Annotated in this window: 19 protein-coding genes and 1 riboswitch; of the genes, 10 read left to right on the forward strand and 9 right to left on the reverse strand. The window is 60.8% G+C overall.

The features are described 5' to 3' along the window. Positions 1–65: 65 nt before the first annotated feature. From CQ011_RS13060 to purU, 3 genes are read right to left on the reverse strand one after another with little or no spacing between them, the layout of a single operon-like run. Complete coding sequence (locus CQ011_RS13060) at positions 66–1,124, reverse strand: Gfo/Idh/MocA family protein (protein ID WP_105678161.1); 1,059 nt, start codon at positions 1,122–1,124, stop codon at positions 66–68. 45 nt (positions 1,125–1,169) lie between these two features. Continuing rightward, positions 1,170–1,691, reverse strand: coding sequence for a gamma carbonic anhydrase family protein (locus CQ011_RS13065; protein ID WP_105678162.1), 522 nt, complete (start codon positions 1,689–1,691; stop codon positions 1,170–1,172). A gap of 39 nt (positions 1,692–1,730) precedes the next feature. Further along, positions 1,731–2,576 carry a formyltetrahydrofolate deformylase gene (gene purU, locus CQ011_RS13070; protein WP_105678163.1) on the reverse strand — a complete coding sequence of 282 codons (846 nt, stop codon included), beginning with the start codon at positions 2,574–2,576 and terminating at the stop codon, positions 1,731–1,733. A gap of 201 nt (positions 2,577–2,777) precedes the next feature. Then, a riboswitch (ZMP/ZTP riboswitch) is annotated at positions 2,778–2,865 on the forward strand. A 54-nt stretch (positions 2,866–2,919) separates the two neighbouring features. Between purU and CQ011_RS13075 the strand changes: the two genes are divergently transcribed. Then, the gene (locus CQ011_RS13075) at positions 2,920–3,786 is read left to right on the forward strand and encodes a bifunctional methylenetetrahydrofolate dehydrogenase/methenyltetrahydrofolate cyclohydrolase (protein ID WP_105678164.1); all 867 of its coding nucleotides are present in this window, start codon (positions 2,920–2,922) and stop codon (positions 3,784–3,786) included. Between the two features lie 129 nt (positions 3,787–3,915). Here the strand turns inward: CQ011_RS13075 and CQ011_RS13080 are convergent, their stop codons facing one another. Then, positions 3,916–4,626: a response regulator transcription factor gene (locus CQ011_RS13080; protein WP_286161193.1), complete on the reverse strand. Its 711-nt coding sequence runs from the start codon at positions 4,624–4,626 to the stop codon at positions 3,916–3,918. Then, entirely contained in the window at positions 4,623–5,909 is a 1,287-nt protein-coding gene (locus CQ011_RS13085) for a sensor histidine kinase (RefSeq protein WP_105678165.1), read from the reverse strand. The genes CQ011_RS13080 and CQ011_RS13085 overlap by 4 nt, the downstream gene beginning before the upstream one ends. A 218-nt stretch (positions 5,910–6,127) precedes the next feature. Between CQ011_RS13085 and CQ011_RS13090 the strand changes: the two genes are divergently transcribed. Then, positions 6,128–6,925 (forward strand): ABC transporter ATP-binding protein, encoded by a 798-nt coding sequence (locus CQ011_RS13090; protein ID WP_105678166.1) that lies wholly within the window; start codon positions 6,128–6,130, stop codon positions 6,923–6,925. Further along, positions 6,925–9,177: an FtsX-like permease family protein gene (locus CQ011_RS13095; RefSeq protein ID WP_105678167.1), complete on the forward strand. Its 2,253-nt coding sequence runs from the start codon at positions 6,925–6,927 to the stop codon at positions 9,175–9,177. Before CQ011_RS13090 ends, CQ011_RS13095 begins: the two co-directional genes overlap by 1 nt. Positions 9,178–9,271: 94 nt before the next feature. On the opposite strand, the gene CQ011_RS13100 is transcribed toward CQ011_RS13095, so the two are convergent. Further along, on the reverse strand, positions 9,272–10,672 hold the full coding sequence (locus CQ011_RS13100) for an MFS transporter (protein WP_105678168.1): 1,401 nt from the start codon (positions 10,670–10,672) through the stop codon (positions 9,272–9,274). A gap of 135 nt (positions 10,673–10,807) precedes the next feature. Here CQ011_RS13100 and CQ011_RS13105 point away from each other — a divergent pair, with 135 nt between their 5' ends. Both CQ011_RS13105 and CQ011_RS13110 read left to right on the forward strand, forming a co-directional pair. Beyond that, positions 10,808–11,740 carry a LysR substrate-binding domain-containing protein gene (locus tag CQ011_RS13105; protein ID WP_105678169.1) on the forward strand — a complete coding sequence of 311 codons (933 nt, stop codon included), beginning with the start codon at positions 10,808–10,810 and terminating at the stop codon, positions 11,738–11,740. 158 nt (positions 11,741–11,898) lie between these two features. Next, positions 11,899–12,255 (forward strand): VOC family protein, encoded by a 357-nt coding sequence (locus CQ011_RS13110; protein WP_105678170.1) that lies wholly within the window; start codon positions 11,899–11,901, stop codon positions 12,253–12,255. Positions 12,256–12,277: 22 nt separating this feature from the next. On the opposite strand, the gene CQ011_RS13115 is transcribed toward CQ011_RS13110, so the two are convergent. Both CQ011_RS13115 and CQ011_RS13120 read right to left on the reverse strand, forming a co-directional pair. Beyond that, positions 12,278–12,922, reverse strand: coding sequence for a response regulator (locus CQ011_RS13115; protein ID WP_105678171.1), 645 nt, complete (start codon positions 12,920–12,922; stop codon positions 12,278–12,280). Beyond that, on the reverse strand, positions 12,919–14,196 hold the full coding sequence (locus CQ011_RS13120) for a sensor histidine kinase (protein WP_146112621.1): 1,278 nt from the start codon (positions 14,194–14,196) through the stop codon (positions 12,919–12,921). Before CQ011_RS13120 ends, CQ011_RS13115 begins: the two co-directional genes overlap by 4 nt. A gap of 109 nt (positions 14,197–14,305) precedes the next feature. On the opposite strand from CQ011_RS13120, the gene CQ011_RS13125 reads away from it, so the two are divergent. From CQ011_RS13125 to CQ011_RS13145, 5 genes are all read left to right on the forward strand, one after another. Then, positions 14,306–15,139: a GAP family protein gene (locus CQ011_RS13125; RefSeq protein ID WP_105678173.1), complete on the forward strand. Its 834-nt coding sequence runs from the start codon at positions 14,306–14,308 to the stop codon at positions 15,137–15,139. Positions 15,140–15,214: 75 nt separating this feature from the next. Next, positions 15,215–15,718, forward strand: coding sequence for a hypothetical protein (locus tag CQ011_RS13130; RefSeq protein WP_096256546.1), 504 nt, complete (start codon positions 15,215–15,217; stop codon positions 15,716–15,718). 68 nt (positions 15,719–15,786) lie between these two features. After that, positions 15,787–16,629 (forward strand): exodeoxyribonuclease III, encoded by an 843-nt coding sequence (locus CQ011_RS13135; RefSeq protein ID WP_181148119.1) that lies wholly within the window; start codon positions 15,787–15,789, stop codon positions 16,627–16,629. A 15-nt stretch (positions 16,630–16,644) separates the two neighbouring features. Further along, positions 16,645–17,667: a tryptophan--tRNA ligase gene (gene trpS / locus CQ011_RS13140; RefSeq protein ID WP_105678174.1), complete on the forward strand. Its 1,023-nt coding sequence runs from the start codon at positions 16,645–16,647 to the stop codon at positions 17,665–17,667. Positions 17,668–17,669: 2 nt separating this feature from the next. Then, on the forward strand, positions 17,670–18,206 hold the full coding sequence (locus CQ011_RS13145) for a 2'-5' RNA ligase family protein (RefSeq protein WP_181148120.1): 537 nt from the start codon (positions 17,670–17,672) through the stop codon (positions 18,204–18,206). An 88-nt stretch (positions 18,207–18,294) separates the two neighbouring features. On the opposite strand, the gene CQ011_RS13150 is transcribed toward CQ011_RS13145, so the two are convergent. Then, a complete protein-coding gene (locus CQ011_RS13150; RefSeq protein ID WP_105678176.1) occupies positions 18,295–19,761 on the reverse strand; it encodes a catalase in 1,467 nt (488 codons plus the stop codon). Positions 19,762–19,920: the final 159 nt, after the last annotated feature.

Genomic DNA, 19,920 nt, shown 5'->3' on the forward strand with positions numbered 1-19,920 from the left:
TGACAACTAAGGACTAGCGCCGGCCCCCAAACGTGGGGGCCGGCGCTAGTCATCTCGGCGTGAGGTTAGTTCGTGATCAGGTCGTTCGGGTAGCGAACTCCCACGGACTCACGGATCGTATCGAACAGCTCCATGGTTTTTACCGAGTCATTCCAGGGCATCGTGGGGGACTGGGTGAGACCTTGCTGAATGCAGCGGGTCGCCTCACGGAATTCATAGCCGTAATTTTCACCCACCGCAGCGAACTCTTCGACTCGGGCCGGCCCGGACGCCGGGTGAATGAACAGCTTGCTGGCGTTATGTAGTGGCGCATTGGTGGCGAGCCATCCGGCCGAACCGACCACGCGCGCCTGTTGCGGTGCGGCTCCGTTCAGCGTCACCATAAGTTGCGCGTGGGTTCCGGCGGCATAACCCAGGTTGATTGCGGTCTGCGTATCAACCCCGTCTTCGTTCAGCTGCGCCACCGCCTGCACCGAATCCGGGAATCCCAGCGCACCGATAGCCCACGTCAGCGGGTAAACCGCTAAATCTAGTAGCGCTCCTCCGCCGGCGTTCGGGTCAAAGAGTCGGGAGGTCGGATCGTATTCGGCACGGAATCCCAGGTCCGCTTGCACCCAGCTGATCTCGCCCAGTTCGCCGGATTCGATGATCGCTAACGCGCGGGCGAAGACCGGGGTGAACCGTGCCCACAGCGCTTCCATCAAAAACAGGGAGCGTTCTTCGGCAAAGTTGATCAGCGTGCGAGCCTCGGTGGCGTTGATGGTCAGCGACTTCTCACACACCACATGTTTTCCGGCGGCCAGCGCGGCCATCGCGATCTCAAAATGCTGCCCATGCGGGGTCGCAATGTAGACGACGTCGACCTGGCTATCGGCCAAAAGCTCCTGATAAGACCCGTAGGCCCGAGCGATGCCGTGCTCATCGGCGAAGGCACGGGCCTTCAGCTCATCGCGCGAGGACACCGCGCACACATTTGCATCGTCTAAGGCTTGCAGGTCTGCCAGAACTTTGGCGACGATCCGCCCGGTGGACACCACGCCCCAATTTAGTGTTCGTCCGGTAGCAGCGGAGGATGGTGCGGCCCCTGGCGCGGCGACGGGAGGCGTAGAAATATGGGAATTCACGTGGGGTACGATCCTTTGGCTAGCGGTGGGAAATAAGCGCAAACGCTAGGAAGCGTTGGCGGCCAAATGTTTGGCGGCAAGCACCAGATAGTGTTCGGCGTTGACGTTCAGGCTACGAACTTCCTCGTCACTCAGTTCGCGGCGCACCTTCGCCGGCACTCCGGCCACCAGCGAGCGCGGCGGAACCTGGGTCCCTTCGAGTACCAGCGCGCCGGCGGCAACCAACGATTTTTCGCCGATGACCGCGCCGTTCATAATGGTGGCGCTCATTCCGACCAAGCAGCCGTCGCCCACGGTGGCGCCGTGCACCACCGCACTATGTCCTACGGAAACCCCGGTTCCGATGGTGCAGGGGAATCCCTTGTCGGCGTGCAGCACCACATTGTCTTGCAAGTTGCTGCCCGATCCGACACGAATCGGTGCTGAATCGCCGCGCACCGAAACGCCGTAGAAGGCGCTCGCGCGATCGCCAAGTTTCACGTCGGCGCTGAGCGTCGCGGTCGGGGCAAGGAAAACATCGGCGCCCACGGTAGGGGTTGCGCCGTCAATGGTGATTATGTGAGCCATGGCACCATCCTATCGAACCCCCGCCACCGAGAACGAAAGTTAGGAGAAGACGATGGTGCGCTGCCCATCGAGCATCACCCGATGCTCGGCATGCCACTGCACCGCGCGGGACAGCGTGCGCCCCTCCACACTGCGGCCCAAGGTCACCAGCTGTTGTGGGGTGCGCGCATGGGTGACCGAGGTGACTTCCTGATCGATGATCGGGCCCTCGTCCAAATCCGCGGTCACATAGTGCGCGGTTGCGCCGATTAGCTTCACCCCGCGGGCGTGAGCCTGGTGGTACGGCTTCGCACCCTTAAAGGAGGGGAGGAAGGAGTGGTGGATGTTGATGACCCGACCAGACATTCGCTCACATAACGCGTCGGAAAGGATCTGCATGTAGCGCGCAAGCACCACCAACTCGATATCGTAGGAATCGGCCAGGGCCAACAGCTCCGCCTCGGCCTGAGACTTATTGGCCGCGGTCACCGGCAGGTGCACAAAGTCGACCCCGTAAAAGTCTGCCATCGGCTTCAAATCTAGGTGGTTGGACACGATCACCGGCACCTCGATGGCCAGGTTCCCGGCGCGCTGGGCGAAGAGCAGATCGTTGAGCGCATGCCCGGCCTTGGAACACATGATCATGGTTCGGGTGCGTTTAGCTGCATCATCAACGCGCAGTGACATCACAAATTCTTCACGAATCGGAGCCAAGGCGGCCCGCACCTGGGTCAGCGACTGTTCGGTGGCCACCTCGATGCGCATAAAAAAGGTGTTCGAATCCGGGGACTCGTACTGCTGGGATTCGGTGATATTGCAACCAGCGCCCAGCAACCCGCCGGAAATAGCATGCACGATGCCCGGTCGATCAATGCAGGAAAGGGTCACGATGTACTGGTTACTCATGGTTCGAGGTTAACCTGCGCGGGCATCGGACGCCGAATCGGTGCGGGTTCTGTTTCTGGCTTCGCGGTGAGCTAGTGCCCATTGCGGCTGGCATCCGCGGCTGTGAGCACCGGGCAAACCTCGGATCGGCCGGGCAGAAATCACATTTTTCTTGGCTTCATTCACCGGCGCGCACCTGGTGATCTTGGTTAGACTTGGGAGCAGAAGTATCGTGACTGGCGTGAGGTGGAAAACCACCGGGGAGCGAGCAACCTGCACTGAATACGGACCGCGCGCCTGGGTCTGGAACCGATCAGCATCGTGAGCCTGCCATTTTTGCGCGGGCCACCACGGAAGGAACAGTATGAGCGCACGCATTCTCGACGGCAAGGCGACCGCAGCGACGATCAAGGCGGAGCTGACTCAGCGCGTCGCCGCCCTGAAGGAGCAAGGCCACAGCACCGGGTTGGGAACGATCCTTGTGGGTGATGATCCAGGCTCAAAGTGGTACGTCGGCGGCAAGCATAAGGACTGCGCCGAGGTCGGTATCGAATCGATCCGCGTGGATCTGCCCGAGGAAACCACCCAGGAAGAGCTGCTCGCACAGGTGCGCAAGCTGAACGAAAACCCGGATTGCACCGGTTATATCGTGCAGTTACCTCTGCCAAAACACATCGATACCGATGTCATTCTTGAAGCAATGGATCCTGCCAAGGACGCCGACGGCCTGCACCCGATGAATCTGGGCCGGCTGGTTGCGAATGTTAACCGTCCGATGACCTCGCCGTTGCCGTGCACCCCGTTGGGCTGCGTCGAACTGGTCTCGCGCCACGGCATCGACCTGAACGGCAAGCATGTGCTCGTGTTGGGCCGCGGGGTGACCATCGGACGCCCGGTGGGGCTGTTGCTCACCCGTCGCGACGTGAATGCGACTGTCACCTTGGCGCACACCGGCACCACTAACCTGCCGCAGCTGCTTGCCCAGGCCGACGTGATCATCGCGGCCGCAGGCGTGCCACATATTATTAAGGCCGACGCCATCAAGCCCGGCGCCATCGTGCTCGATGTGGGAGTATCCCGGGTGGACGGCAAGGTGACCGGGGATGTGGATCCGGCCGCCGCCGAGGTCGCCTCATGGATCTCTCCGAACCCCGGCGGCGTGGGCCCGATGACCCGCGCCATGCTGCTGAACAACGTGGTCGAGGCAGCCGAGCGCAACGCTGCGAACTAAGCTAAACCCGCAGCAGTGCCTCTGAACCCGTGCCGCCATTCCCGCCCTTTTGGACGATGGCTGCACGGGTTCATACTTTCTGCACTAAGGCTGTCCGCTGAACTGCCTACGCGCTCCCGACGCCACAGTCTAGGTATTTCCCGGGGCGTTTCCGCCAGGATTGTCGACCAAACCAGATTGGTATGCGATCACCACCAACTGCGAGCGATCCCGAGCATTGAGCTTCGTCATGGCGCGTTGTACGTGGGCGCGCACGGTAAATGGGCTCAGGTACATCCGATCGGCGATTTCGATGTTTGATAGGCCGGTGGCGGCTAAAGCTACCATCTCCCGTTCCCGCGGGGTCAGCTCGGCAAGCTGCTCGGGTTGCCGACCCGGATCAGTGTGGGGAGTCGCGAGAAAACGTTCCACCAACGATCGGGTCGCGGCCGGCGAAAGCAAGGTGTCGCCCCGGGCAATCGTGCGTACCGCCTCGATCAGCCCGTCGGCGTCGATGCCCTTGCCGATGAACCCACTGGCACCGTTGCGCAGGCCTTTGGCGACGTATTCGTCGGTTTCATAGGTGGTCAGGATCAAGACACGGCAAGCAGCTAGTGCGGGATCTGCGCAGATCTCGGCGGTGGCACTGAGCCCATCCAGCTCGGGCATGCGAATATCCATGAGCACCACATCGGGGCGCAGCTGCTGGGCCAGACGCACAGCCTCCGTACCCGTGCCGGCCTCGCCAACGACCTGCACATCAACAGCCGTTTCCAACAGCGTCTTGAAAGCGGTTCGCAGTAGCGCCTGATCATCGGCAACGAGTACCCTGACGAGAGCTAAAGGCTCTGGTTTCATCATTGCCCGTTTCGTGTGGTGGGTTGAATCCGGTCGGGATTATCTGCATTGTGCAATGGCAAACGCACGGTTACGGAAAAACCTCCGGAGCTAGGCCGTTGGGTGGAAAATTCTCCTCCGACCGCACTGGAACGCTCACCCATGCCGAGTATGCCGTAACCGGAAGAATGTTGCTGGTCTGTGCGTTTGGCGGGACCCGGATCGATGATTTTGATCGTTAGCCACTTCGCTTCCCACGCCAACTGCACTTGAGCGGTTTTGGCAGTGGAATGCTTGGAGGTATTAGTCAGGGCCTCTTGCACGATGCGGTAGGCGGTGAGATCCACCGCCGGCGGCAGGGGCCGGGCGCTGCCTTCCGAACGCAGTTCAGTGTCTAAACCAATCTGCTTGAACGAGCCGAATAAGTGGGGCAGCTGCCCCAGCCCCGGCGCTGGCTCGGGAGCCTCGCTCTGGTCGTCTTGCTGGCGAAGTAGCCCGACCGCGGCACGCAATTCATCCAAGGCATTTCGCGTGGTCTGTAATAGGTCTCGCAGAGTGTTGCGCGCCTTGTCCGGTTGACTGTCGAATAAGCGTTCGGCCACGGCGGCCTGCGCATTAGCCAGTGTGACCTGATGCGCCACCAGGTCATGTAGCTCGCGGGCAATGCGTAGCCGCTCCTCGGCGACTTTCCTGCGTGCTTCGGAATCGCGGGTTTCTTCGGCCCTGCGGGCTCTTTCCTGGATGGAATCCAGATAGGCACGGCGATGCCGGGTAGAACGGCCCAGCACTCCGGCCATCAGTGGGGCGGCCGCGACCGTTCCCAAACGACTGGAGTCCTCCCACGAGATAACACCCTCGAAGAACAGCATCGGTCCGACGATGAGCACCACCGCGGTGAGGATCAGTAGCCAGGTGGACCCTCGTTCACTTCGGCTGGTCATCGCGTAGGAAACGACAATGACCGGCGCAATAATCAGCGGCGTCGGCAATAGTCCTAGTGGCGTCACGAGCAGCGCACACGCGGTGCTAGCCGCCAACGCGATGACCGGGAAACGATGCCGGGCCAAGACTAACGCCGCAGAGAGGGTGGCCAGCACATAGGCCATGGCACCCGGTGCGCCGACCGTATCATCGGCGTGGAAGATACCACCGAGCAGGCAGAGGAAAAACGTCGCTAAGGCAACGGCTGCTTCCCGCCAAGGGGTATTGGAAGCAGAATCCTGGGACTGTTCCGGGACAAGGCGATTCGGGGCCGAGGGTGGAACATTCCCCGGGAGCGAATCAGCGGTGTTTTTCCGAGGGAGCATGAGGCGAGGCTACACCACGAGTTCCTGCGACGCTGTCGCTTCGTGGCCTCTTGACCTGCAATTAGTGCAGATGCACTAGAAAACTGAGTTGGTGCTCAACACGCACTAGGCGCAAGTTGATAGATACGCACGATGTGCCGAATCCTGCCCGCTGGAATGCTGGATAACTGTAGAGATACGGCAGGAAGCCGCATCGCAGAAGGGGATGGAAATTCGTCGTGAACAGCTCAAACAAGGATGCCGGCACCGTACGGCTGGAATCTGTCAGCAAGGTCTACGGCAGGGGAGAACGTGAGGTCGTTGCGCTGCGTAATGTCACAACACAGTTTGCCAAGGGGTCGTTCACCGCGTTGATGGGGCCATCAGGCTCGGGCAAGAGTACCTTCTTGCAATGCGCGGCGGGACTGGATCAGCCCAGTTCCGGGACGGTGTACCTTGAACAGCAAAAAATTAATGAGCTGACCGAGACCGAACTGACCAAGTTACGCCGTGAACGGATAGGCTTCGTCTTCCAGTCATACAATCTGCTCCCGGTACTCACCGTGCAACAGAATGCGGCCCTCCCACTCCGGCTGGCCGGCAGAAAACCGAGCCGGCAGCAGCTGCTGGACGTGCTTAACCAGGTGGGACTCGGACAGCGCAAAAACCACCGGCCCGCAGAACTCTCCGGCGGGCAACAACAACGAGTTGCCATTGCCAGGGCACTGATCACCGAACCCGCGGTGATCTTCGCCGACGAACCCACAGGCGCCTTGGATACCCGAAGCGCACGGGAAATCTTGGCGTTGCTTCAGCAATCGGCCAGGGTTATGGGCAGAACCATCATCATGGTGACCCATGATCCTGTTGCGGCTTCCTATGCGGATCGGGTCCTGTTCCTGGCCGATGGACAACTGGCTGGAGAACTGCAGAACCCGACACCTGTTGCCGTGGCCGAAAGGCTGACCCATCTGGGCGATGCCGACGCTGCCGGGAATCTGGTGCACTCCCTTTCCAACGCTGGTGGGAAGAACTGATGCTGCAGCTTGCCTTGCGTACCCTGCGCTTTCGAGCAGGAACTTTTGTGGCGGCCTTCCTGGCCATGTTCTTCGCCGCCGCCATCCTCATGGCGTGTGGAGGGTTGATTGAAACGGGCATTCGCACAGCGGTGGTTCCCGGTCAACTGGAAGTCGCGGACCTCGTTGTGGCCGGAAATCAGCAGTACTACGGCTCGGGTGGTGACCGCGATGAACCGCCGATCTTGCCCGAACGAGTCAGGATCGACGCGCAGCTCCAGGCGTCTATCGAAGCGTTGCCCGGGGTGGAGCAAGTCCGTAGTCACACCTTCGAAAATTCAGCACCCGTCGGAAAAATTGATGCCCTGAGCGTGGAGGCGAAGCCCGGAGCAGATCTGGGTACGCTGCGTGAACGCATTGACGCTGAATTGGATGACTCCGCAGTCACCCTGACCGGAGAAGAACGCGGTCAAGCCGAGCATGGCCAAGCGAAAGCCAGCGGTACCACGGTAATGGCCTTGGCCGGAGTCTTCACGGCCTTTGCGTTGCTGGTTTCCATCTTCGGCGTGAGCTCCATGCTCGCCTTGTCTATCACCGGGCGCCAACGTGACCTGGCGTTGCTACGCGCCATCGGAGGAACACCGAAACAGGTCCGATCCTTGGTGTTCCGAGAGACGCTGCTGCTGGCCATCATTGCCACCGCATCGGCCGTAGTCCCAGGCCAGCTTCTGGGCAGGGCCATGTTCAAGTTGCTAACCAGCGAAGGGATCGCCGCCGAGGGACTGGTCTTTCATCAAGGATGGGTTCCGACCGTCAGCGCCATGGCGATTGCTCTCGGCGCCGCTTTGACTGGTGCGCTCAGCTCCGGTCGTCGGGCGGCCAACATCAGGCCCACGCAGGCGTTGGCCGAGGCCTCGGTGCACAACGGTCGTGGATCTAAGGGGCAATTGTTCTTGGGTGCAGGCGTACTCGCCGCCGGAATTGCAATGAGCCTGGTGACCGTGCTGGCAATGAGCGGTCCGCTGATGGCGGCGACCGGGGCACCGGCAGTGCTCCTGCTCGCCGTGGGATTCGCCTTGCTGTCGCCGATCCTGACTAAGCTGAGCACCTTCCTCGTGCAGTGGCCTGCCCTTGCTGTGGGCGGGGTGACGGGCCAGCTTGCGGTGCTTAATGCGCGAGGCAGCAGCGGACGGATGGCTGCGGTCATGGCCCCCGTTATTTTGCTGACCGGGGTGTCTACTGGCTTGCTCTATCTGCAGTCGGCCAATGATGCGGCAGATCGCCAGAGCTTTGCCAGCACCGTGGTGGCCGATGCGGTGGTGGACTCGGAGGATGGATTTGAACCGGAGGAGTTGGCACAGCTTAATGCGCTGCCCGGTGTTGCAGTCGCATCCGAATTTGTTGAAAGCACCGGGTTCATCGAACATCCAGAGGACGAGTCTCCCGGTCACGAAGGCTGGAACCTAGTGGGTGTCAGTGCCCGGGGCGCTGACACGCTCACCGCTGCCACCGTCAGTTCCGGGGCGTTGGGGAATTTTCACGGCAACCGCATCGCCCTTGAGGAGCAACACGCGCAACAACTGGAGGTGCGCCCCGGGGAAAACATCACGCTTCGAATGGGTGACAACACTTCAATAGAGCTGGAAGTTGCTGGCTTGTTCGCCGCGCCGGAAGGTTATGACAGCTTGCTGCTTCCTGCGGAAACCCTGGCCTCGCACACCACCACTGGGTTTGCCACGCAGGTGCTGGTTTCGGCTGCCGAAGGTAGCACCACTGAGCAGCTGATGCAGAGCCTAAATCAGTGGGCCGCAGGGCACCTCGGCATGGAAATTTCCGGAAAGGAGGTCTTGCTGGCCGAATATGACGCCCAGAAGCAGACGGCGAACTTCGCGCTGTACATCATGGTTCTGATGGTTGCTGGCTATGCCGCGATCACGGTCATCAATACGCTGGCCTCCAGTATAATCGTGCGCCGTCGTGAATTCGGGGTGCAACGTCTGGCAGGAGCGACCCGCAAGCAGGTGCTGCAGATGGTGTGGCTGGAGGGATGCATCGTATCGATCAGCGGTATAACGATCGGCACCGTGGCTGCAGGGATCATTGTCGTTCCGGTCAACCTGGAGCGATTGGGCACCATGATACCGGCCGGCTCGCCTTGGAGTTACCTTGCGCTGGTGGTGCTGAGCGTAGCGCTGATCCTGGGCTCCATGCTCATCCCGGCATTCAAAGTGACCCGCGGACGGCCGGCGGAAGCGGCGCTGTCCGTGGAGTAGGTCGGTCGTGCAAGATGGCTTTGCGAAACCTCGTGCACGCACGGCAACGCCCCGGCAAGGTATGTTCTTGCCGGGGCGTTGTTAGAGATGCTGCTTAGTGCTTGGCCAGCTTCTTCGCTGGTTCCGCGGTGCGCTTGTCAAAGATCAGCGCGCCTACTTCCTGTTCAGCTTGGTTGCGGAAGGACAGGTCGATGCCCTTGCGATCGCGGATCAGGCTGACCGCGGTCAGCGAGATCGCCACGACGATCAGCAGGTACACGGCCACCGCGTTGGTGCCACCGGTGGCCTGCACCAGCGCCTGGGCGATGGTGGGGGCGAAGGCGCCGCCGACGATTGCACCGATCGCGTAGGAGATCGACACCCCGGAGAAACGCACCGAGGCGGGGAACATTTCAGAGTAGAGCGCGGACTGTGCACCGTAGGTCAGGCCTAGTCCGATGCCGAAGATTCCGAAGGCCAGGTAGAGCAAGCCCAGTGAGCCGGAGTTGACCAGTGCAAAGACCGGGAATAGTGACAGGCCCAGGATGACGAAGCCCACCTGGTAGGTACGCACACGGCCCAGTACATCGGCCAGCACACCGGCGATCATCGTGAAGATGAGCCAGATCGCCGCGCCAAAGACCACCGCGAGCAGCACGTCGGTACGCTCTAGTCCGATCGGACCTTCGGGGTTCGTGGTGTAGGACTGGAAGAATCCACCGGTAGTCATGTAGCCGGCAGCATTGTTACCAGCGAAGACCAGCGCGGCCACCAGCACCAGGCGCCAGTGTTTGCGGAACAGTTCCACGACTGGGACCTTGGTCTGTGCCTTCTGCTCGGCGATTTCCTCGAAGACCGGGGATTCATCCACTGCACGTCGCACAAAGTAACCAATACCGATCAGCACGATCGAGGCGAGGAACGGTACGCGCCAACCCCACTGCACAAATTCTTCACCCGGTGAGATAACGCCGGTCATCAGCGCCATGGTTCCCGAGGCGAGCAGCATACCCAGTGGCACACCGATCTGCGGGTAGGAACCGGCACGTCCACGGTGCGTATCTGGTGCGTGTTCCACGGCCATCAGTACCGCGCCGCCCCATTCGCCACCTGCGGAAATACCCTGCAAGATGCGTAGCAACAGCAACAGGATTGGTGCCCAGATGCCGGCGGTCTCGTAGGTTGGCAGCACGCCGATGAGCATCGTCGCGGCGCCCATGAGGCTTAAGGTCAGCACCAGCATTGCGCGGCGCCCGATCTTATCGCCGTAGTGACCGGCGAGGAATGCGCCCAGTGGGCGGAAGAGGAAGGACAAGCCCACGGAAGCGAAGGAGATCAGTAGTGCGATGTCCTTGCCGGCCGGTTCGAAGAACAGGTGGCTGAAGACGAGGCCTGCGGCAGTCGCGTAAATGAAGAAGTCGTACCATTCAACGGTGGTGCCGATGATGGTGGCAAACGCGACGCGCCGTTGATTGGACTTGGCGGTCCGTCCTGCTGTTGCTGCGGTGTTGCTCATGATGCTCCTCGCTGAGCCGTAGCGGCCCCCACGGCCGATACTGCGTGAGTTGTAAGTCACCAATCAGTGTCGCACCACACACACCTAAGATAAACTTCAAAGATCTGCAGAACAAATGAAGGTGAGCTAAAGAGTATGTCGAACTTCTCCCTGCGGCACCTGGAAATCATGGCCGAATTGCCCGATCATACAACCCTCGGGTCCGCGGCTAGCGAGCTAAATATTTCGGAATCGGCCTTGTCGCAGTCGATTACCGCGATCGAAAAGATCGCCCGGGAACCGTTGTGTCTGCGGCGTAAGGCTCATGGCATCACGATGACCGCCTCGGGGGAGTACTTCGCGTTGATGGCGCGAAAAATTATTGCCCAGGTCGGCGAACTACAGGCCACCTTTCCGCATCAAGACGGGCAACTGCGCGGTCCGGTGCGCTTTGGTTGTTTCGCCTCGCTCTCCCCGCATGTGATTCCGGCATTGCTTGAAGGCTTTCCGCGGTTACACCCGAACCTGGATGTCAGCGTTCGGGTAGGCACGCACGACGAGCTCATTCCGGCGCTGAACTCCGGAGAACTTGATATCGCCTTCGTCTACGACCTGCTGCTGCCGCTCGAATTGAACAAACAGGTCATCTACGAGACCGAAATGCAGGTAGTACTGCACCCGGAGCATCCCCTGGCACAACTGCAACGCCCCGTGGAGCTCACGGATCTGGTCGACGAACCGTTGATCATGTATGAATCCGTCCCCTCCACCGAGTACACGATGCAGCTGTTCGCCGCCCAAGGGCTGGTCCCGAAAATCACCGCGTCGGTCCCACAAATGATCCTGGTCAACGCGATGGTCGGACGCGGGTTGGGTTATGGCCTGCTGATGTCGCGCCCAAATAACGCCGAAATCTCCCTGGAAGGGCGCAAGCTGGCCATTCGCCGGCTCAGCCAACCCAATTTCCCCAGTGCGGTGGTAGCCGTTTGGCCGGGGAAGGCACAGCTTTCGGCGCGTGTGCTGGCGCTGATCGATTTCGCAATTACCACGATGAACGACTCGTGGCGCGAGAATTCTCCGGGCCACTAGAGGTATCTGCTCACCCGATAGCCGTTCAGCTCGCGCGGGGAACAATGGGGCCGTGCGAGCTGCGCCGAAGGCTTTCGGGGCTATCGCCCAGAGGCCGTGCTGGGCATAATGGGAGGCGAAGCACGCCGTAGGAGCAACATACCGAAGGGGCTAAGGATATGATTGGCATGTGGCAGGCGATGGTCATCGACTGTGAAGATCCCAGCGCGTTGGCAACATTTTACGAGCAACTGCTTGGCATGATTCGCCTCGATGATCAACCCGACTGGGTGAGCATCGGCGATGCGCCAGATCGACCGGGGCTCGCCTTTGCGGCAGTCACCCCGTATGTCGCCCCAGCATGGCCGGGGCATATTTCCCCGGCGCAAGCCCATGTGGACGTGAAGGTTAAAGATCTGGATCTGGCCGAGGAGCAGGTGCTCGCACTCGGGGCAACGCTGACCGGGGAGGGCTCGGATACCTTTCGTGTGTACCTCGACCCGCAGCAGCATCCCTTCTGCCTGGTCAGTTGGTAACTAAGCACCGCGGCTGTGGTGCTTAACCCCAGTGCGTGAAGGCGATCTTCGCCGCCTGCAAGCGTGAGGTGACACCTAGTTTGGACATCACCCGGGACACATGCGTTTTGACGGTGGTTTCACCAATGCCTAAATCCTGGGCGATCTGCGGATTGCTCAGCCCCTGGCCCAAACCTCGAAGCACCTGAATTTCCCGATCGGTGAGCGTCGCAGGTACGACGCTGGCTGGCGGTGCCGCGTCGCTGCGCGCGCTCATCGCCTGCGCGACAACTCGGGCGGTCACCGCCGGATCGAGCACCGAATTCCCACTGGCAGCGGTTTTGACGCCGGCCAGAATCTGCGTCGGCGTGGAGCTTTTGAGCAGGAAACCGTGAGCCCCGGCCTGCAGCGCACCGAAGAGGTAGTCGTCATCGTCGAAGGTGGTCAACACCAGTACACGCGCCAGTTGCGCGCCGGTAATTTGCTCGGTGGCAGCCACCCCGTCAAGAACTGGCATGCGCAGATCCATCAACACCACCTCCGGGCGCAGGGCGCGGGTCATGCTCACCGCCTGACGTCCATCGGCGGCCTCTCCGACCACCGCTAACTCCGGGTCCGCCTCCAGAATCATGCGGATCCCCATGCGCACCGTCGAGTGATCATCCACGATCAATACCTTCAGACTCATGGGCGGCCGGTCTCTTCCTGTGCGGTCGGGTCGGTTGGCTCGGCCGTTTCGACCGGTGGGTTAGCCGCGTCGGCGCTCAGTGGGAATTCGCAGCGCACCCAAAAATCAGTGTCCCCGCCGCGCTCGAAGTGCCCGTCGAGCATCAGGGTGCGTGCACGAATATTCTGCAACCCACTGCCGGCCCCGGTCACCGCAATTTTGGGCTGCGCCGTGCTGGGCAGCGGATTGTGTGCGTGGATGACCAGCCGCTGAGCACGGCGAGAAAGTTCGAGCGTCAACGGCGTACCCGGCGCATGTTTGGCGTGATTGACCAGTAACTCACGCACCGTGCGGTAGATCGCGGTCTGGGTGGGTTCGGGAACCTGCACGGTGTCATGGAGCGTTGCGGACCGGAAGGTAATGCGCTGACCGGCGGCTTGGAAAGACTGGATCAGCGCGGCTAACCCGCTCAGATCGGCGCGCAGCATCGAGCTTTTCCCGGCATGGAGCATCCGCACCATAGCGGTCATTTCCTCCAGTCCAGCCACCGATTCGCTGCGAATACTGTCCAAGGGGGTGCGCAGACTTGGCTGCGTGGCCACCGAGTCACGTTCCAACAATGCAGCGCTCAGTAGTGCGATCGAAGATAAGCGCGCGGAGAGTACATCGTGCATCTCCCGGGCGAGGGCCGTGCGCTCCTCGACGCTCTGCGCACGATGCTCGGCGACCAGCAGCTCTTCGCGGTTTGCGGCGGCGGCACCCACCGCGGTGGCGCGCGCCGATTCGCTCTCGGCCAGTTCCTTGGCGGTGCGCACATTTTGCGCCCACAACATCGGGGTGAAAAAGATGAATCCGGCGACAAATACCACCAGCACCGCCTCGCTGGACGAACCGGTTAGCGACCACATATATCCGGCGGCGAGCAGGGTCAGCAGGCACAGGATGATCAGCGTCCACCGGCGCACCGGCTCGCTGGCAAGCAGGTAGATGGTGAAGACCGCTTCGAAGAGCAGGAAGTAACCGCCGATGCTGCCCTGCCCGAGTAGCACCAGCGCGAAGAGCGTCATCCACCCGGCGCTGAGCGTCGGGGCCTTGCGCCGGGTGAACATCGCTGCGACGCCAAGCAGCAGCACCGGGAACCACCAGCTGGCCAGCGGCCCAAACATCGGCCATGGCGGGTTGGCCAGCTGAGACAGGTGAAGCACCACGGTGAGCACCACGTACATCCCGGCGGTTTCGGGTTCCTGATCACCACGGCTCAAACGCCGAAACAACGTGGCTAAATTTCTTCTCACCAAATAAGTATGCGCAGAAGCGTAGGCCCGGCGCGTCCTCCTTTAGTAGGACTGCCGGTGGACCGTTGCCCGATGTGCGCCGAGGCCGGCGGGCAACACACTAGAGACCATGGATCTCATGACGCAGGCTCCGGGCCTGACACTTATCATCTTGGCGCTGATCGATGCGACGTCCATCGGCACGCTGATCATCCCGATCTGGTTGCTGCTGCGCCGCGACTATCGACGTGCGATCCCCCGAGTGATCGCCTATCTGGGGATCTTGGCGATCTTCTACGCGGTCGTTGGGTTGTTGCTTCGCTCCGGCTGGGAACTAGGTGCCAGCCTGCTTCCCGAAGGGTTTTTTCACCAACCGGTGCTGCGACTATTGGGCTTGGTGCTCGGAGTCGGCATGATTATTTGGGCGCTGACTTATCAAACTGATGCGCAGAAGGAGGCGACCCGCGCGAAAACCGCCGCGAAGGCCGCTGTGAAAACAGGAGCCGCGGAGGTCCGTGCGCCGCACAGCGGGAGCAACCCCGGAGCAACTGCTCAACCACAGGTGCCGCGCAGGCTGCGCGCACTGCTGGGCCGCGCCTTGGATAGCAAATCCGGGGTGCTGGTGTTGGCGTTGGTGGCCGGGTTGCTTGAACTGCCCACGATGCTTCCCTACCTTGGGGCGATGCCGGTATTAAAAAACTCCGGTTGGGCGGAATCGACCCAGCTCATTGCGCTAGGACTGTACTGCTTGGTGATGATCACCCCTGCGCTGATATTGGTGGGGGTTCGCGCGTTGGCCGGGGCGAGGCTTGATGCCTGGCTGCAACGGATAGGGACCAAACTTGGTCGGTATGCGCAGGAAACCCTGGGATGGGTGGTGGGGATCGCCGGTTATCTGCTGATCCGCAGCACGCTGAGCGGAACGGATCTAGCCTCCTTGTTTGACCGAGTCCTGAACTCATAGTCACCGGGGCACGCTGTGGGCGAACCGGGCGCATCTAATTGGTCACCGGTGAGACAAGGTGAGATAATTGTTAGCATGGAACCTCTAGGCAGCACCGCGAAGCAGGGCAAAAAAGTTACCCTGAACGCATCAACTTTGGCCATGGCCGTGATGGTTGTCGTCCTTTTGGTGGCGGTAGTCTTCGCCGCTAACTCCAATCAGGTCGTCGGCTGGTTCATCGTCGCGATCTCTGCCGGTTGGCTGCTGCTGGCAGCATTTATGATGTTCGGCCTCAAACGTGGCGCCGATAAGATCAACAACTCGTTGCGTGAAGCGACCGCGGCGGCCACCGGTCGTGCACAGGGTGCCTCCACCGTCGTCGTCGACGAGGGCACCAGCCAGCGCGATATGAAGCTGGACCACTCCTTCAAGATCATTCAGGTGCAGACCCGGGTGATCGATGAGCAGCGCGCCAAGAACGATGCCGGCTCCGCCGAGATGATCGATCGCGCCTTGGAAACTATTCAGATGACCGCGACGAACGCCCGCGACATGATGAAGCCTTCCGGGGACGCCATCGACGGCGAGATCGTGAACTAAATATATTTGTTACCGCGCAGCGCAACGTTCAGGCAGAACGTTGCGCTGTCTTTTTGTAAGGTGGAATTGTGATACCTACCAGCGTGGAAATTTTGAGCAAGAACGCCGGAGCCGTGCGAGTGGCCTCGGTCAACGTCAACGGCATACGTGCGGCCTACAAGCGTAATATGCCCGACTGGATCGACGCGCGTGACGCGGACATCCTCTGCCTGCAGGAGGTGCGTGCACCGGATGCGATCCTGCGCGAACTGATCGGCGAGGGTTGGTCCATTCTGCACGCCGAAGCCAAGGACAAGGGCCGCGCCGGGGTCGCCGTGCTTTCCCGCGCCGAACCAACCGCCGTGCGTGAGCACATCGGTGAGGAGTACTTCGCGCAATCCGGACGCTGGGTGGAGGCCGATTTCACCATGGCCGACGGATCCACCCTGTGCGTGGTTTCCGCCTACGTGCACTCCGGGGAGCTAAACACGCAAAAGCAGGAAGATAAGTACCGCTTCCTGACCCGCATGAACGTGCGCCTGGTTGAGTTGAAAAATGAGAAAGACCACGTGCTGGTGGTGGGCGATTTGAACGTCGTGCACACCGAAAAGGACATCAAGAACTGGAAGCCGAACCACAATAAGCGCGCCGGTGTGATGGACGAGGAGATCGCCTACTTCGACGGGTTCTTCGGCCCGGAGATTGGCTACAAGGATGTGGCTCGGGAACTGGCCGGCGAGGCTCAGGGTCCGTACACCTGGTGGTCCTTCCGCGGGCAGGCCTTCGACAACGATGCCGGTTGGCGTATCGACTACCAGATGGCTACCGCGGATCTTGCCGCGAAGGCTATCAAGTCTCACGTAGACCGCGCCTCGGCCTACGACCTGCGCTTTTCCGACCACGCACCGTTGGTTGTTGACTACCAGTTCTAAAAGGAACCACAATTCATGGAAACACTACGCCCCCGTGTCCTGTCCGGGATGCAGCCATCTGGCGACTCGCTACACCTAGGTAACTATCTGGGCGCCCTGGTCAGCTGGGTCAAAACCCAAGATGATCACGACGCGTTCTTCTTCATTCCGGATATGCACGCGATCACCGTCTCGCAGGATCCCGCCGAGTTGCGCGCCCGTACCCGTAAAACCGCCGCGCAGTTCATCGCCGGCGGCATCGACCTGGACAAGTCCACGCTCTTCGTCCAGTCCCAGGTGCCCGAACATGCGCAGCTGGCCTGGGTGTTGAACTGCATCACCGGTTTTGGTGAAGCCAGCCGCATGACCCAGTTTAAGGACAAGTCCTCCAAGGGCGGCGCCGATGCTGCCAGCGTTGGGCTGTTTACCTACCCGGTGCTGATGGCAGCTGACATCTTGCTCTACCAACCACAGGGTGTTCCGGTGGGTGATGACCAGCGTCAGCATGTGGAGTTGGCCCGCGATCTAGCCAAGCGTTTTAACCACCGTTTTGGTGAGACCTTTGTGGTGCCCGAGGCCTTCATCCCGAAGGAGGGTGCACGCATTTACGACCTGCAAAACCCGACCTCGAAGATGTCCAAGTCCGCCGAGTCGCCTGCAGGCCTGATCAATGTGCTCGACGAGCCCAAGCAGATCGCCAAGCGCATTAAGTCCGCGGTCACCGATGCCGGCAGCGTCGTGGCCTACGACAAGGAAGAAAAGCCAGGGGTGTCCAACCTGTTGAACATTCTGGCTGCGATGACCGGAAAGCACGTGCCGGAACTGGTCACCGAGTTTGAAGGCAAAATGTACGGGCACCTGAAGGTTGCGGTGGCAGAGGCAGTGGTGGAACGACTAACCCCGATCCGCACCCGTACCCTGGAACTGCTCGACGATCCTGCCGAGCTTGACCGGCTGCTGCTAGCCGGGGCGAGTAAGGCCCGCGAGGTCGCCTCGGCCACCGTCGCCGATGTCTACCAGAAGGTCGGTTTCCTGCCGCCGCTGGGAAGCCACAGCTAATCGTGAATGATCAGGCCACGGAAGTTGAGGACCCCCAGTTCACCTTGGGGGTCGTCATTCCCGTGCCCGAACCACAGCGCAGCGTCTTGCGTGAATGGCGCCGGAAATTTGGGGGAGCGGACACCGAGTCGATCGACCCCCATATCACCCTGGTCTCCGGGGACTACCTGAAATCCTGGGAGCAAGCCGCGACGCAGGTGCATCGGGTGGCGGCTGACAGTTCGCAGTTTAGTGTTCGGCTGGCCTCTGCACGCTCTTTCCAACCCGCCAGTCAGGTAGTGTATCTGCCGTTAGCTGAGGGGTCGCAGCGTTGCTGGGCGTTGCATGAGGCGCTGCTTGCCGGGCCGCTGCGTCACGAGTCAACGTTCGACTATCACCCGCACCTGACGATCGCACAGAATGTGCCGGAGGCCGATTTGGCCGCCGCGTACACCGCGTTGCAGGAGGTAGAGTTGAGCTTCGAGGTGCACAGCGTGCAGCTGTTTGACACGCGCGATGGTGCCTGGAACTTCTGCGAACAAATCGCGTTGGGTCGCTGAACCCGAACCCGAAAGTGCAAATAGCCAAAAAAATCCCGTGGAACAAAAATGTTCCACGGGATTTTTATTGCCCTAAATTAGCGGCGTATTACTTGGCGCGAACGTTGGCTTCGATCTTCGCGCCGGTGTCTGCGTCGATGTTCTTCCAGTATTCCAACGCGTTGCTCAGCACTGGCTCGGCAACCCCGTCAAGGGCACCGGTGACGGTGTTGACCAGTTCGGCGCGCTGGGCGTCGTCCATAACCTCGCGGACCAGGATGCCTGGCTGGACGAAGTCGCCGTCGTCCTCGCGCAGCGTGTAGGCCGCACGGACCAGCTCACCATCGGACTCGAAGGAGTTATCCACCGGTCCGGTCTGGTCACTGTAGGAATCGCCGAAGGAGTTTGGCGCGTAGACGCTACGGTCCCCGGTGTGCTCGAAGGTCATGTTGCCTTCGAAGTTGTACGAGTTGACCGGGCACTTTGGCTTATTGACCGGCAGCTGCTGGAAGTTGGTACCGATGCGGTAACGCTGTGCGTCGGCGTAGGCGAAGTTACGGCCCAAGAGCATCTTGTCCGGGCTCATGCCCATACCTGGAACCATGTTCGCTGGCGAGAATGCTGCCTGCTCGATCTGCGCGAAGAAGTTCTCCGGGTTACGGTTCAGGGTCAGGGTGCCGACCTTGATACGTGGGTAGTCCTTCTTGGACCAGACCTTGGTCAGGTCAAATGGGTTGTAGCGGTAGGTCTTTGCCTCGTCGTACGGCATGATCTGCACGTAGAGGTCCCACTTAGGGAAGTTACCGGCCTTGATGTTGTCGAACAGGTCGCGGCGGTGGAATTCTGCGTCCGATCCTGCCAGTGCCTCGGCCTCGGCGCCAGGCATGGTCTCGAACTTTTCGGACTGCTTGTTCAGGAAGTGGTACTTAACCCAGAACTTCTCGCCGGCGGCGTTGACCCACATGTAGGTGTGCGAGCCGTAGCCGTTCATTTCGCGCCAGGTCTTAGGTAGGCCGCGCTGGCCCATGATGTAGGTGACCTGGTGAGCAGATTCAGGGTTCTGCGTCCAGAAGTCCCACTGCATGGTGCCGTCGCGTAGACCGGAATCTGGCAGACGCTTCTGCGAGCGGATGAAGTGTGGGAACTTCATTGGGTCGCGCAGGAAGAAGACCGGGGTGTTGTTACCGACCAGGTCGAAGTTGCCCTCGGTGGTGTAGAACTTCATCGAGAAGCCGCGTACGTCGCGCCAGGTGTCTGGGGAGCCAAGCTCACCGGCGACGGTGGAGAAGCGCATCAGAGTTTCGGTTTTCACGCCTGGCTGGAACAGTGCAGCCTTGGTGTACTGCGAAATGTCTTCGGTGGTTTCGAATTCGCCGAAAGCGCCGGCGCCCTTTGCGTGCGGGCGGCGTTCTGGCACGTTCATGCGGTTGAAGTGCTGCAGGGTTTCGACCAGGTGGTGGTCGTGCAGGACGATCGGGCCGTCTGCGCCTACGGTCAGGGAGCTGCGGTCACTGACCGCTGGGATGCCTGCCTGGGTGGTCGAACCGCCGGGGTTCACGTTCTGATTCTCAGCCATTGTTTCTCCTTTGCATGGATCCTACGTTCTTGTCAGGAAGAGTGCGGCGGGATAAACGCCGCGGTGCTTCGCCCTGGCAAGAGCCTCATCCACGGGCGCGGAACGCACCGTAGAGGCCTATGAAATTCTTGGGTTCGGGACGGCTCAAAGTTTGTCCAC

It is taken from the genome of Arthrobacter sp. MYb213, assembly GCF_002979915.1.
Lineage (GTDB): Bacteria > Actinomycetota > Actinomycetes > Actinomycetales > Micrococcaceae > Glutamicibacter.

Excerpts from the sequence above, each read along its gene's own strand:
- CQ011_RS13075 (WP_105678164.1), top strand. The coding sequence starts at position 2,920 with ATGAGCGCACGCATTCTCGACGGCAAGGCGACCGCAGCGACGATCAAG.
- CQ011_RS13065 (WP_105678162.1), bottom strand. The coding sequence starts at position 1,691 with ATGGCTCACATAATCACCATTGACGGCGCAACCCCTACCGTGGGCGCC.
- CQ011_RS13105 (WP_105678169.1), top strand. The coding sequence starts at position 10,808 with ATGTCGAACTTCTCCCTGCGGCACCTGGAAATCATGGCCGAATTGCCC.
- CQ011_RS13110 (WP_105678170.1), top strand. The coding sequence starts at position 11,899 with ATGATTGGCATGTGGCAGGCGATGGTCATCGACTGTGAAGATCCCAGC.
- CQ011_RS13085 (WP_105678165.1), bottom strand. The coding sequence starts at position 5,909 with ATGCTCCCTCGGAAAAACACCGCTGATTCGCTCCCGGGGAATGTTCCA.
- CQ011_RS13115 (WP_105678171.1), bottom strand. The coding sequence starts at position 12,922 with ATGAGTCTGAAGGTATTGATCGTGGATGATCACTCGACGGTGCGCATG.
- CQ011_RS13150 (WP_105678176.1), bottom strand. The coding sequence starts at position 19,761 with ATGGCTGAGAATCAGAACGTGAACCCCGGCGGTTCGACCACCCAGGCA.
- CQ011_RS13080 (WP_286161193.1), bottom strand. The coding sequence starts at position 4,626 with ATGATGAAACCAGAGCCTTTAGCTCTCGTCAGGGTACTCGTTGCCGAT.
- CQ011_RS13095 (WP_105678167.1), top strand. The coding sequence starts at position 6,925 with ATGCTGCAGCTTGCCTTGCGTACCCTGCGCTTTCGAGCAGGAACTTTT.
- CQ011_RS13125 (WP_105678173.1), top strand. The coding sequence starts at position 14,306 with ATGGATCTCATGACGCAGGCTCCGGGCCTGACACTTATCATCTTGGCG.
- trpS (WP_105678174.1), top strand. The coding sequence starts at position 16,645 with ATGGAAACACTACGCCCCCGTGTCCTGTCCGGGATGCAGCCATCTGGC.
- CQ011_RS13130 (WP_096256546.1), top strand. The coding sequence starts at position 15,215 with ATGGAACCTCTAGGCAGCACCGCGAAGCAGGGCAAAAAAGTTACCCTG.
- purU (WP_105678163.1), bottom strand. The coding sequence starts at position 2,576 with ATGAGTAACCAGTACATCGTGACCCTTTCCTGCATTGATCGACCGGGC.
- CQ011_RS13100 (WP_105678168.1), bottom strand. The coding sequence starts at position 10,672 with ATGAGCAACACCGCAGCAACAGCAGGACGGACCGCCAAGTCCAATCAA.